13 protein-coding genes and 3 pseudogenes are annotated in these 12,341 nt (G+C 69.2%); 10 read left to right on the top strand and 6 right to left on the bottom strand.

Annotated elements, in window-relative coordinates; translation table 11 throughout:
* Positions 1–1,374 (top strand): RNase A-like domain-containing protein (locus AB0D46_RS31935; RefSeq protein WP_362882644.1); only part of this gene is annotated, 1,374 nt, incomplete at its 5' end.
* Between the two features lie 319 nt (positions 1,375–1,693).
* On the opposite strand, the gene AB0D46_RS31930 is transcribed toward AB0D46_RS31935, so the two are convergent.
* Entirely contained in the window at positions 1,694–2,038 is a 345-nt protein-coding gene (locus AB0D46_RS31930; RefSeq protein ID WP_362882642.1) for a PRC-barrel domain-containing protein, read from the bottom strand.
* Positions 2,039–2,575: 537 nt separating this feature from the next.
* Here AB0D46_RS31930 and AB0D46_RS31925 point away from each other — a divergent pair.
* Positions 2,576–3,145, top strand: coding sequence for an SMI1/KNR4 family protein (locus tag AB0D46_RS31925; RefSeq protein ID WP_362882641.1), 570 nt, complete (start codon positions 2,576–2,578; stop codon positions 3,143–3,145).
* Between the two features lie 227 nt (positions 3,146–3,372).
* Here the strand turns inward: AB0D46_RS31925 and AB0D46_RS31920 are convergent, their stop codons facing one another.
* Positions 3,373–4,869 carry a hypothetical protein gene (locus AB0D46_RS31920; protein ID WP_362882640.1) on the bottom strand — a complete coding sequence of 499 codons (1,497 nt, stop codon included), beginning with the start codon at positions 4,867–4,869 and terminating at the stop codon, positions 3,373–3,375.
* Between the two features lie 597 nt (positions 4,870–5,466).
* Between AB0D46_RS31920 and AB0D46_RS31915 the strand changes: the two genes are divergently transcribed.
* The 3 genes and pseudogenes from AB0D46_RS31915 to AB0D46_RS31905 all read left to right on the top strand — a co-directional run.
* Positions 5,467–5,991, top strand: a complete 525-nt coding sequence (locus AB0D46_RS31915) for a VOC family protein (protein WP_362882638.1) — start codon at positions 5,467–5,469, stop codon at positions 5,989–5,991.
* Between the two features lie 21 nt (positions 5,992–6,012).
* A pseudogene (locus tag AB0D46_RS31910) lies at positions 6,013–6,230 on the top strand (transposase family protein); the annotation flags it as partial.
* A gap of 377 nt (positions 6,231–6,607) precedes the next feature.
* Positions 6,608–6,901, top strand: a pseudogene (locus AB0D46_RS31905) (transposase); the annotation flags it as partial.
* Between the two features lie 133 nt (positions 6,902–7,034).
* On the opposite strand, the gene AB0D46_RS31900 reads toward AB0D46_RS31905, so the two are convergent.
* The gene (locus AB0D46_RS31900) at positions 7,035–7,892 is read right to left on the bottom strand and encodes a methyltransferase domain-containing protein (protein WP_362882637.1); all 858 of its coding nucleotides are present in this window, start codon (positions 7,890–7,892) and stop codon (positions 7,035–7,037) included.
* Positions 7,893–8,007: 115 nt separating this feature from the next.
* Between AB0D46_RS31900 and AB0D46_RS31895 the strand changes: the two genes are divergently transcribed.
* The gene (locus AB0D46_RS31895; RefSeq protein WP_362882655.1) at positions 8,008–8,616 is read left to right on the top strand and encodes a TetR family transcriptional regulator; all 609 of its coding nucleotides are present in this window, start codon (positions 8,008–8,010) and stop codon (positions 8,614–8,616) included.
* A gap of 17 nt (positions 8,617–8,633) precedes the next feature.
* On the opposite strand, the gene AB0D46_RS31890 is transcribed toward AB0D46_RS31895, so the two are convergent.
* A complete protein-coding gene (locus tag AB0D46_RS31890) occupies positions 8,634–9,029 on the bottom strand; it encodes an FhaA domain-containing protein (protein ID WP_362882635.1) in 396 nt (131 codons plus the stop codon).
* Between the two features lie 208 nt (positions 9,030–9,237).
* On the opposite strand from AB0D46_RS31890, the gene AB0D46_RS31885 reads away from it, so the two are divergent.
* Positions 9,238–9,534: a helix-turn-helix domain-containing protein gene (locus AB0D46_RS31885; protein ID WP_362882634.1), complete on the top strand. Its 297-nt coding sequence runs from the start codon at positions 9,238–9,240 to the stop codon at positions 9,532–9,534.
* A gap of 53 nt (positions 9,535–9,587) precedes the next feature.
* Here the strand turns inward: AB0D46_RS31885 and AB0D46_RS31880 are convergent, their stop codons facing one another.
* Entirely contained in the window at positions 9,588–9,908 is a 321-nt protein-coding gene (locus tag AB0D46_RS31880; RefSeq protein ID WP_362882632.1) for a hypothetical protein, read from the bottom strand.
* A gap of 118 nt (positions 9,909–10,026) precedes the next feature.
* Positions 10,027–10,176, bottom strand: coding sequence for a hypothetical protein (locus AB0D46_RS31875; RefSeq protein WP_362882630.1), 150 nt, complete (start codon positions 10,174–10,176; stop codon positions 10,027–10,029).
* Between the two features lie 286 nt (positions 10,177–10,462).
* On the opposite strand from AB0D46_RS31875, the pseudogene AB0D46_RS31870 reads away from it, so the two are divergent.
* The 3 genes and pseudogenes from AB0D46_RS31870 to AB0D46_RS31860 all read left to right on the top strand — a co-directional run.
* Positions 10,463–10,662 (top strand): annotated as a pseudogene (locus AB0D46_RS31870) (hypothetical protein); the annotation flags it as partial.
* 437 nt (positions 10,663–11,099) lie between these two features.
* Positions 11,100–11,351 (top strand): hypothetical protein, encoded by a 252-nt coding sequence (locus tag AB0D46_RS31865; RefSeq protein WP_362882628.1) that lies wholly within the window; start codon positions 11,100–11,102, stop codon positions 11,349–11,351.
* Positions 11,352–11,942: 591 nt separating this feature from the next.
* Complete coding sequence (locus tag AB0D46_RS31860) at positions 11,943–12,200, top strand: antibiotic biosynthesis monooxygenase (RefSeq protein ID WP_362882654.1); 258 nt, start codon at positions 11,943–11,945, stop codon at positions 12,198–12,200.
* The last annotated feature ends 141 nt before the right edge of the window (positions 12,201–12,341 follow it).

Raw genomic sequence — 12,341 nt, 5'->3', positions numbered from 1 at the left:
ACCAACCGTGCGCTCGATGACATGAACGCCGCGATGGACGACATCAACCGTTCCCTGGGCGGCCTGAACGACGCCATCGGCAAGGCCAACAAGGGCATGGACCAGCTCAACGAGGGCATCGGTGAGGTCAACAAGGGCCTCGACCAAATGAACAAGGCGGTGCCCGGTATCAAGCAGGCCGCCGAGCGGCTCCGAGAGGTACCGGCCTTCGAGTTCGATTTCTCCCACATCGGCAAGGACTGGAGCGACGGCCCCTCAGGCATGGACGACGCTGAGCAGCAGCGCCGCATGTCGATCCTCCTCGGTCTGATTCCCGGCATCGGTGATGCCAAGGGCGTCATCGAGGCGGTCACGGCCAAGGACGCGTTGACCGGCGAACACGTCGGCGGCTTCGACCGGGCGCTCGGCTCCCTGGCCGTGCTGCGTTGGCTGAGGCTGGGCAGCAAGCTCGTCCCGGACGACATCCTGCGTGCGCGCAAGGGCGACGTGGTCTTCGAGTGCAACAGCTTCCCGGCCGGTACGCCCGTGCTGATGGCGGATGGCACCCGCAGGCCGATCCAGGACCTGCGGGCGGGTGACCAGGTACTGGCCACCGACCCGGGCGCCGAGTTCGCCGACCTGACCCGTGCACGCCCCGTCCTGTCCGTGCCGTTCACCCCCGGGACCACCGAGAGGGCCTTCGTCCGGCTGACGGTCACCCCCGAAGCCTCTGGCGGGGCCGCGGGGACCAGCGTCACCGCCACGGAGAGCCACCGCTACTGGCTTCCCGACCGGCAGGACTGGATACCCGCCGGCGAACTGCGCACGGGAGACCGTCTGCGCACCGCCGACGGCGGGTATGCCGTGGTGAGCGCGACCGTCCGGGAGACGGGTCGGCAGGATACGTACGACCTCGACGTCAGCGGCATCGACAGCTACTACGTGGGAGTCGGGGCCGAGGACGTACTCGTCCACAACTGCACCAACCTCGCGCGTGCCGGGCAGATGTTCCCCGGCATCGCGCACACCCTGGACGAACACGTCGACGTCACCCGTGACCAGATGAAAACACTGGCGATCGCGAAGACGAAGAAGATGGGCAAGCCCACGCCCAATTCCCGTTGGTCGAGCGCGGACCTGGCCCAGAAGGCGGTCGATCAACTCGTCAAGCAGAACGAGGCCCGCATCGCCAAGTGGGTCGCGGACGCGGGCAAGAGCGGCAACCAGCAGCAGCTCCAACTCACTGGCACGTACGGGACGGGGTCGCTCGGCGACAGCGTGGACCATCTCGGCAACTACAAGGCGACGACGAGCAACCGGTTCAATGTGCTCCTGGTCGTCAAGAAGGGCCACAAGCCCGGTGGCTTCTACGTCATGACCGCCTACCCCGTGTGAGGAGCCGTACGAGGCACGATCCCGCAGGGCTGCACGAGTGGCTGGGCGTCGGTTTCGGAGTGACCGCCCTGGGCGCGTCCGGCTTCCATAAGGTCACGGCAGCGGTAGGGGTCCAGCCAAGGGCAGCTCAGCTCACTGCTCGAACGGGGCTGCCTGCCTCGTCGGTGGTTGTGCCCCGGACCGACGATCGGCGTTGGGATGCGCCCCTGACGGGTGGCACCGCGACGCTTCGGCTGGTGGCCGGGCGCGCGGCGCGGGGCGGCGGCTCTCCCTGCGTGTGGGGGAGCCGCCGCTGTTGTGACCGTGTGCGGTGCCTGGGTCAGCTGCGGCCCTGGTGATACGTGCCGACCTGATCCCGGTAGCCGGCGTCGCCGCGGTGCTTGTCCTTGTCGTATTCGGGGGAGTCCTTGATCTGGTCCTTGGTGAGGCCGAGGTGGATCTTCTCCTCCTTGGCGTCGACGCGGACGATGGTGCCGGCGGGCAGGAGGACTTCCTTGCCGAAGATCCAGGGGCCGGTGTCGACGACGATGTAGGAGGAGCCGACGTCCTCGGTGTGCTCGTCGACCTTCCCGATGTTGCCGTCAGTGGCCTCGACCTTGAAGCCGACCAGGCGGGTGCCGGGCGTGTAGTGGGACTCGGGGTTGTAGTTCCACATGTCGGTCACGGGTGTCTCGGCAGCTGCGCTGCGCGCCGCACTTCGGGTCGGACAATGCCTGGAGTCTGGCCCGGGGGACATCGGTAGGGCCGCTGACGCTGAGATCCAGGCCCGGGTCCATCTGTGGGAGACCGTGACCGCGCTCCGCGCCCTGACCGCCGCCGTTCCGGCCGTCGGCGAGCCGGCGCCAGCAACATGTGCGTGACCTTGCAGCCGGGGCAACGAGTACGACGCGGCTGCAGAACAATCAGGCCCCAAGATCACCCCGGATCTCCCGGGGGCGGCCATGCCCCCACGGCGCCAGGGCCGCCCCGCATGACGGGCAGCTCAGCCGACCTTGCCGCAGCTGCCGTTACACCAGCAGGACGTCGTTGTCGACGATCAGCACCCGACAGCCTCCGCAGACCACGAGGTGCTCCCGCTCCGAGCACGACGAAGTACCGCCAGCCTGCCCAAACGTCAAAGGATCATGTTGCTCAAGGCGTCGTTGGTCGAACGTAGGAGGTCGGTGAAGGCTCGTGATCCGTGCTCTGACACGCTGTCCCGGTGGACGCTCTCATCGGCACTCAAGTACCTCGTCAGCGGCTGACTGATCCAGCCTCGGCCCTCGCGGCTCTGGTGCGGGCCGTCCCCGGCCTCGCCCTCCTTCGACGTACGGCTCCAGCCGACATCGACTGGGCGGCGGTCGAGGAGTGCCTGACCACGGAGCTGCCCTCCGACTTCAAGCTGCTTGCCAACAGCTACCCGTCCTTGGCTTTCGGGGACTTCCTTTGCGTCGGCTTCCCGAACCCCGGGCAGGAAACGGCCTGGTCAGAGGACTCCGAAGATCTTGAGATCCTCGCTGAGTGGTGTGCGGACGCAGAGATGTCCATTCCTCTGCACCCCTTTCCTGCCCCTGGAGGCCTGCTGCCCTGGGCCACCTCGAACCAGGGCGACTACTTCCTCTGGAACACCACGGGGTCTGGTCCCGACGAGTGGACCGTCACCGTGGCCTCACGCAACGGCGGCTGGTGGCACTACAGCGGAGGCGCGGTCCAGTTCCTCGCCGACCTGATCAGCGGAGCCTTGGAACTGTGGGAGCTGCCGTCGGTACGGCCTCAGGTCGAGGCCTTCTGAGCGAATGACGGCTCCACGACTCGCTCGTGTTCACCGTGTCGTCGCACACGAAGGGACAGCCCGGCATCGGAGACAACTACATCCCGTGTCCAAGCCGCCGAGGTAATGCCGCCCGTGCGTCCGCTCGCTTCGGGGGTGGCCTGTGAGTAGAAGTTATGGCTGGGGTGGGGTGCTGTCCGTTGTCCGCGGCTGGGCGCCGTGCCGGCAAGTGGGTTTGTGCAGCCCTATCATTCGGCCCCTGCGCATTGTTTGACGCCTGCGATGTCGAGTAGCTGGTGCATGAGTGGTGCGGGGAGCGCGGGATTGCCGGCTGCTGTGCACGGCATGTGGTCGCTGCCCAGAAGTTCGACGAGCCGCGCGTGGGGAAGGCGAGGGTCGGAAGCCGCGCGGCAGCGGACGATGTCGTTCGGGTCGTGGGAGAGCCTCTCCACGAGTTCTGGTGTGGCCTGCGGGTCGGACAGGGCCGCGAGCCGCAGTCGGTAGTTCGAGTCGTCCGCGAAGCGGGCCAGGCCGGGCCGGGTGAAGTTCCGGCGGGTGGCCAGCATTCCCCAACTCAGCCCTTTCCAGTCGGCGTATATCTCGATGAGCAGTTCGTGCGGGGCGTGGTCGTTCTCGCAGAGCATCAGTCTGACGAAGTAGTCCTCATCGGCGGCCAGCCGCTCGATTGCGTCGGCGGGAAGCGCGGGTGCGCACGTGACGGCCCGGCGCAGCAGGACATGGCTGGAGGCCGAGATCTCGCGTAGCGCATCCGGGTCGCCGAAGCGTTCCTGCACCCAGGCCGGTGCCCCGTAGCGGCCTTCAGGCACGGTGTAGTCGATCGCGGACCGCTGCTCTTCGGACATGGCGCGCAGGGACAGGGCGAAACGTATGGAGGGTTCGGGGTCGGTGGCCAGCGTGAGGGCGAGCGTTGTTGGGACGTGTGGATTCCAGACGGCTCCACGACGCAGTGAACTGTCTTCGTGGGCGACGAGGTGGACGGCCAGGTCCGCGTCGACGGGCGCGTGGTAGGCGGCGTCCTCGCGCCGTCGTTCGTCCGGCTCCACGAGGAAGTCCGCGAGTGTCGTCGCCAGGGGCATGTCGATGTGGGCGGCGCGCTCGGCCGCCTCACGTACCCGGGGGTCGGAGTCGGCCTCGGCTGCGGCTCGGACCTCGGGGCGCAGCCGCGGCCAGCTCCAGGAGTCGATGGCGTGCGACCGGACTCTGGGGTGGGGATCCTCGGCCAGTGACAGTCGTGTCTCGTCCGGTAGGCCGGGCAACTCGATGGCATGCATCCGTATCCGGGCCTCGGGGCTGGTGGCCAGTCGTACGGTCAATTCCGTCGGCAGTTGGACGTTGTACTCACGTGCCATCATCACGGAGAACCATCGGACTTCCGGGTCGGGATCCTCGGTCAGTACGGCGAGCCCGTCGGCCGGCAGGAACTGGTTCCGAGCGACGTCCTTACGGACGTCGGGGTTGGCGTAAGTGACGGCGGCCCTTACGGCCACACGAGGCAGTTGGCTGAACCGGAGCCAGCGCCGAACGCCGTCCGGCAGAGGGTCAAGCGTGAACACGCGCCGCAATATCTCGTCCGGTGCCGACCGGTTCGTGACGAGCCCCGCGATCCACTCCGTGTGCAGAGCGGTGTCGGCTTCGAGCAGCCGCAGGGCCCGGTCGCGAGCCGCCTCCGTCGTTTCCGAGACGCCGAAGGCGACCTGAGCCGGCTGATCATCTTTCTTTGCCATGCGTTGATCTTCTCAACCTGCACGGGCCGGATCGCCCCCCCCAGGTCGCCCGAGCTTTCCCGGCTGGGGAACGTGGCGGATGGTCATTCGACCGACGTCGGCCCAGGCAGTCAAGAGCTCTCAGGACGGGGCGAAGCTACCCGCGACATGGCCCCGGGCGAACACGAGGACAGTTCACCAGCGCAGCCTCGGCCTGGCGCCGGTCGAGCTGCCCGGTTCGCCTGCCTCGCCTGCGCCAACCCTGTCGATGTGCGGGAGCTCGTCCTCGACCCGGGCCAGGAGTGGGCTGTCTCTGCTGAGGGGCTGCTGGGGTACACGGTCTGGGAGCCGGAGCCGGGAGTGTGCTGCCCACGGTGCGGTTCAGACGCTGGTTCTGAGGACCCGGAGAGCTGAATAGTGAAAAGGGGCGGCAGGAAATGCCGCCCCTTTTGTATGACTGAGCCTTTTCCATCCTCAGCGCGGGGTTCGAGAGGGCGGACGGCTACGGCCGGGGTGCTGACGAGGATGGCGCTGGTTTCATGCTTGATCCAGGACCATAACTGTCCTATTTGAGTTCTAGTGTCATCACATCCGAAGAACCACAGGAGGGGACGACCGATGAGTCACACTGCACCCGAGGGCTACACCAGCGTTGCGCCGTGGGTGGTCACCGACGACACCGGCGCGCTGCTCGATTTCATCACCCTCGCGTTGGATGGCGAGGAGATTGCACGGGTGCAGGTCGAGGACGGCACCATCGGCCACGGCGAGATCCGAGTCGGCGACACTGTCGTGCTGGCCTTCGACCGACGGCCCGACTGGCCGGTGCTGCCCTCGCTGTTGCGGGTCTACGTCCCGGACGCAGACGCCGCCATGGCCGCTGCCGTTTCGCACGGGGCGCAGGTGATCACCGAGGTTGCTGACAGTGCGTGGGGGGATCGCGGCGGCAGGGTGCGGGACCCGTTCGGCAACATTTGGTGGGTGATGAGCCGGGTCGAGCACATCGCACCGGACCTTGCCTGGCAGCGAATGTCCGAGCCGAAGTACGCCGAGGCGATGCGCACGGCCCAGGAGACTCTGGACGCCGCGCTCAGCGGCCGGGAGGCAGGGGTGGCCAGCACCCCGCAGCGCCCGACCCACTGAGATTACCTTCCGCTGACATGCTGGGCGGACCAGGCGTACCAGGGCGCCGGCCGCCCCATCCGAGTCCCGTTCCGGACCGCCGACTCAAGGAGTAGAAGCGGCGTCATAACACCACCCATGCCAAGACCCGCTGCCTGGGTGAGTGCGCCATGGCCACCCTCAAGAACTCGCGCCTGCCGCGCAAACTTCGCTGCAGCACCAACCGAATCGCCGCCATCGTCAAGGCTGTCCTCGTCTTGCGCCACGCCCAACGTGAGGTTGGAAAGAGCTCACTGACGCGTGTCCGATGGACAGCCCTGCGGGCTGGTCCGCCCCTGCTGTGCCCTTCGGGCACGGGCGGACAACAAGCTCCTGCCCTTCGGGCAGGGCGCTGCGCGCCGGGCCCCTTCAAGGCGCTTCGCGCCGGGTCCCACCCCTACGGGGCGAAGGAAGCGCCCCGCCCCGTCAAATTCCCGGGTCACAAGCGACCCGGCAGGGGAGCGCGGGCGCGGTTTTGCGCTGGGTGCGGCAGGTCTCTCACCCCCACCTGTGGGCAGGCCACGGCCCGTTGGGGCGGGGCGGTGGATTGGGGCGGTGTCTTTAGGTACCCGGTGCGCGTCAGGCGACTGAGCCGCACTTGCCGGCTTCGGGACAGTGTGGCGGACGGTGGAACCATCACCGCAAGGTGATCAATGGGATCTTGTGCCGGGTGCGAACCGGCATACCGTGGCGGGACCTTCCCGAGCGTTTCGGCAGCTGTAAGACCATCTACGAACGGTACCGACGCTGGCCGGCGGACGGCACTTGGGACGGGATGCTGCGTGCCGTCCAGGGTGACGCCGACCTCGCCGGCCGGATCGACGGGAGCATGGTCAGCGTCGACTCGACGTCCTGCCGTGCCCACCAGCACCCTGCCGGCGCCCGGAAGAAGAAGCCACGCGTCCCGAAAAAAGGACAACGCCCCGGCACCGCCGCCCCGACGAAGGACTCGGACGGTCCCGCGGCCCAGGCGATCGCCCGCATGGTCCGCTCCTGGAGCAGCCGCAGGTCGGCCGGGGCGACTGTCAGCGCCGCGTGGCCTCGCCGCGTACGGCGGTGACCAGCCAGGAGCTGCTGCGCAGCCACACCGCGCCATCCGCCTCATGGCGGCTCAGGGTGGCCGTCAGCGCCTGGCGCGCCTGGGTCTGCTGCCGGCGGCCGACCCGGTCGAGCAGGTGGCGTCCGGGGCCGGAGTCCAGCAGGAACGCCGCAGCGTCTTCCGCGTCGGCCCCCCACTTCCCCGGTACCTCGATGCGCTGTACGTCGACATCGGAGAACCCGCCCGCGGTGACCACGGCGCGGATGCGGTCGGGGTCTGTGAGCGAAAACATGCCTGGGTCTCCGGCCTTGCCGAAGCCGCCGAGCGGCACGATGGCCTCCAGCGAGGCCAGCGCCTCGAGCCACTCGTTGGCCTCGGCTTCGGCCGCGCAGATGAAGGCCAGCCGCCCGCCGGGGCGCAGTGCGCGGTAGAGGTTGGCGAACGCGGCGACGGGATCGGCGAAGAAGGTCATGCCGTACCGGCTGATGACCGCACCGAAGCCCTCGGCGTCGAACGTGTGGACTTGTGCGTCGCCCTGGACGAAGGAGACGTTCTCCACCCGCTCCCGTACGGCGCTCTCGCGGGCCTTCGCCAGCATCGGGCCGGACAGGTCCAGCCCCAGTGCCTGTCCGCGGCGTGTGCGCCGGGCCGCGAGGCGTGTGGTGCGGCCGGCCCCGCAGCCGACGTCCAGTACGCAATCGGTTTCCGTGATGCCCGCGGCGTCCAGGAGGGGCTGGTTGAAGCCGTCGTTGACGGAGTCCCAGCGGTCCTGGCTGCGGGCCCACTGCTCGCCCTCGTATCCGTTCCACGCCTCGGCCTGGGCGGTGTTGGCGAAATGAGCCATAACCGGCTCCCTCCCACCGGGGCGCAGCACGGCACCCCGGCCCTAGTATGGGCAAGTGCCCAAACAGTATGGGCGGATGCCCATAGTTGCAATGGGGCTGAGGGAAGGGGCGGTTGTGTCACCTCGTGGAGTGGTCATTCCGGATTTGCGCGAGCGGTTGTTCGCGGCCGCTGAGCGCGTGGTGGCCCGCGACGGCGCGGCGGCTCTGACCAGCCGCGCGATCACCGCAGAGGCAGACTGCGCCAAGGGCGTCCTGCACACGCATTTCACCGGCCTGGACGAGTTCGTCGCCGAGCTGCTCCTGGACCGGTTCGCGCACAGCGCCTCTCAGGCCGAGGCGCTGGCGGCGAAGGTGGGCGAAGGCACGGTCGCCGGCAACCTCCAGGAGGTCGTCCTCGACCTGCTGGAGGCGCTCCCTGCGGCGGTGGTGGGGCTGGCGATGACTCGACCGGCAGCTGCACGCCACACCCGGGAGGGATTCCAGTCCGGCGCGCCCGCCTTCGATGCGATCCAGCACGCCTTCACCACCTACCTGCAGGCCGAGCAGCGCGGCGGCCGGCTGCCCGCCGGCGCAGACACTGCCACCATCGCGCTCGCGCTGGTCGGCACGGTTCACCACCTGCTGATGACACGCGTTCCGGGACAGGGCGAGGGTGCGAAGGCGACCACGCGACGGCTGCTGGCCGTTCTGCTCGGCGGCGCCGGGCAGCCGCCGACGGCGTAGCCCTCGGCACCAGGGTCTTACGCCGACGCCTGCTTTGGGGCCGCCCCGTGCCGGGTGCCGGTCCGACAGGGGCTGATGTCGGCGGCCGGGCAGGTCAGTGTCCTGTGGTCCAGGTGCGGCCGCCGTCCTTGGACTCGTGGACGGCACAGGTGACAGAGCGCAGCCATGGGGGCGGTAGGGCCCTCGGGTTGCGCGTTCAGAGCGGTCAGTGGTGCGGAGGTGATGTGTGCCATGGGGGCACAGTGGACCTTGTAGCCGCCGTTGGGGACGCGTTCGGCCGCGGCGAGCCGCACGGTGAGTGGGCCCGCCCATTCGTAGCTCTCGCGCTCGCCGTGGCGCTCCAACCGATCGGTCAGCTCCTGCCCCACGACGGTGAGGTGCGGGCCGATCTCGGCATACACGGACGAAGGCATCAGCCGTCACGACCATGACGGCCGGCGCCGCGCCCGATGGCTGAAGCAGAGCAGGTGGGGTACCCGGGGCAGTACCCAGGGCGCGGCGACGTTCGATCACCCCCCAAGCGTCCCGGGCGGCACCCGGGAGCCGGTCGGCTCCGGCCCTTCGGGTCCCGGACCGGCTATCCTGTATGCAATCAGTGCATCTTTGATGGGAGTTACCCATATGACGAGTTCAGAGGCTCTGTTGCGGTTGACGGTTGCGGCACTGATGTACGCGACGGGGGAGTCGCAGGCCGATCTCGGCCAGGGACTAAGGCTCAGTCAGGGGCAGGTTTCCCGCAAGCAGTCGGGGGAGTCCGGCGGGTCGTCGTGGACGCTGGCCGACCTCGACCGACTGTCCGCGCACTACGGCATCCCGGTGTCCGACCTGTTCTGCGGGGTGGACCATGCAGTGAAGTGCCTTCCGGCCCACCGTCGGGCGGCCACGGTCGGCGGCCTTCAGACGACCATCACCCCGTAGGCGGGGGAGCAGTCCTCCGTCGAGCCGGCCAGGTGATGCTGGGCGCTGAGGTTTCAGTGTGTGAAGACGGGTGCAGCACGGGAGGCGGCGAGACGGCGGTCCTCGTCCGCCTCAGCGAGGAAGGCATCGACCGTCGTTGGCGGGGGCATCACGAGACGGGTGGCGCGCTCGTACGCCTCACGTACCCGTGGGTGCGGGTCGGCCGCGGCCGTGGGCGGGACCGCCGAAGGCAGCCTGTGCCAGGTTCGGGCGTTGATGGCGGCGGCCCGGACGCGCGGGTCGCGATCCTCGGCCAGCAGGAGCAGGTTCTTCCCTGCCAGACCGACGAGTTCAGCTGCGAAGGTCCTCAGCCCGTCGTACGGGCTGGTCGCCAACCGGACGACGACCTCAGTCGGTACCTACGACCGGTTCACCGGCACCCGAAGCAGCTCCACCTCCTGACCAGAGGGTGTTCGACCGCGACCGCCAGGCGCACGGCGACGCCGGCGGGGTCTACCCTTCCCCGCTGGTGGTGCGGCTGGTGGACGCCTCGGGGTTCCAGTGGATCGCCCGTACCGTCGACTGCGAGCAACTCGGCGCCCGGCCGGCCGCCCCCGAGGAGCGGACGTGGCCGGGGCGGGTGCCGGTGGACGTGCCACCCACCGAACTACGGGTGGGGAGACCAGGTCCTCACCGGCGGTCGTCTGGTCGCGCTCATCGATCTGCGCTACCGCTACGGCGCCACCCGCACGATGATCCGGGACAACGGCCGGGTTGCCGTCGCGGAACGCGCGGTGCGCGTCTACCGCCCCAGCACCTGATTCCGGCCGCCATGGCGTACGGGCCGGCCGACCGCCGGGGCGGGGTTCGCCCGTCCGAAGGGGCCGGCGCATCACCGTCCACGCGTACGGGTGGGGGTTGGGAGGGTGTGCGGGTGGATGCCTGGTGGATGGATCGGCGTGTGTACGGGTCGGAGCCGAACGAGCCGGCGTCGGGGCCGAAACCGGGCACGACTACGTCGAGCTGGTGGGCGGACCCCTGGACGGCGTGTTGCTGGACGTCACCGGCTGGGACCCACAGGAGGTCGTGGACGGGGCGATGCTGATGTCGGAGCACGGCCAGTTCGGGCCGGGAGGCTGGCCCGAGTACGAGTTCGTGTGGCGCGGGGACGTCCCGCAGCCACAGGCGGCCCTACCCCCCAAGAGCACTGCTGTACTGACATGGAAGCGGTGCATCGCATCTACGAGGAGGGGCAGGCCGCGGGCCGGCTGCGGGTGCCCCTGGCGGCCGGTGGTGGGCGGTCGGCTCGGGCCTGGTCCGGGCGGCCGACGCCGGCCCGGGGCAGTGGTCGCGGGCGGTGGTGGAGGCCGGCGACCCGGAGGCGGTCCGCGCTGCCTGTGGGGTCCGGTAGGTGCGGGGTGAGCGGCGGGCCGGCTGACGGAAGCCCTGGGGGCGCCGTTGCGGTGCCGGCCCTGGGTGGGGGTGGGTGCACGGAATCAGACGGAGCCTGATCTGACACCGGCGTTCCCAGGGGAGGTGGAATCAGTACGGAAGTGACCCCGGCGGGTCAAGATCGTTGGCAGCGCATGAACAACACCAAGCGCGTACTTACCGCCTTCGCCCTCGCAGCGGCCGCACTGTCCTTCGCCTCTGGCGCGCACGCTGCTGCAAAGCCGTCCGACGGCCTGCTCGATCTCAATGGAGGCCCCGGCGTGGCTGATCGGAACACTCTCGGCGCCACCGTGGATGATCTCCTCGGAACCAACAACGTGCGTGACACCACGGCCCCTGGCTCCCTTGGCAACGACGTGGACAGGCTGCTCGGAGTCATCAGCTAGGACGTGACGTGATCTAGCAGGGCACGGCACCATCGCCCCGACGTCCGCACGTGGTTTGAGGCGGCGGGCACGCGGCCTGCGGACGTCCTGATCGAGGGCGCTGTAACCCGGCCCCGGGGCGAGATCGCGGCGTTGACCTGAGGGTCAGCGGCGACACCGCCCTCGCTGCACGGCTCCTGAAGGCGGTCGCGCAGCGGCGCGTCAAGGACGTCGCCGCCCTGGCGCTCGTCCTCCAGCAAAACGCCTCCGCACCCGTCGCCGGTACTGCCCTTCCCGGCCTCGGCACTGTCGCCGGTCGCGAGGCCGGCCGCAGAGCCGGGGCACTGGGTCAGGCAGGTGACATCCAGGATTCCAGGCGGCCGGGATAGGCCTGACCGCATCCGCCGACGGGCCGGGACCCGGGCCAACTGGCCGGGCCCCGCGGCAGGGCACCGGATAGACCATGCGGGTGAGATTACTACGGTGAGTGATCTTGCGTGGCAGTAAGGGCCGGGGGTGGGGTGTGGCGTGGGCGCTTGAACCGGGTAGGGACGGAGCCCGGCCCGGTATTCGAGGGCTTTCCGGAGTCCAAGTCGCCAGAGGTCGTCGTGGCTGCCCGCTGGCAGCCCGGCCCGGGCAACCGTCGCCGCCGCCCTGGAAGACCTGGCCGCCGACTCCCGCGCCGAGGCAGGCTGCCTCGGCTACGAGGCGTACGACGGGTTGGGCGGCGAGATCATCCTGGTCGAACGCTACGCCGACCACGCCGCCCTGGGCGCCCACCGGGCGAGTGACCGCTTCCGTCGGCTGGCCGTGGGACGGATCGTGCCGTTCCTTGCGCGCCGCGAGGTCGTCGTCGCCATCGTGGAGTGACCGACGCCCGGGAGGCGGGGGCGTGCACGTGGGTCGGCCCTTACAGGATTTCGATGTCGGTAAGATCCGACCCGTCGTTCTCGAATTCAATTTCGGCAAGGTCCTCGCCGTCTTCGACTTCGGCGTCGACATCAAGTCCCT

It is taken from the genome of Streptomyces sp. NPDC048383 (assembly GCF_040651775.1).
Taxonomy (GTDB): Bacteria; Actinomycetota; Actinomycetes; order Streptomycetales; family Streptomycetaceae; genus Streptomyces.
The sequence above is the reverse complement of the archived record's forward strand: the minus strand, read 5'-3'. Positions and strand labels throughout refer to the sequence as shown.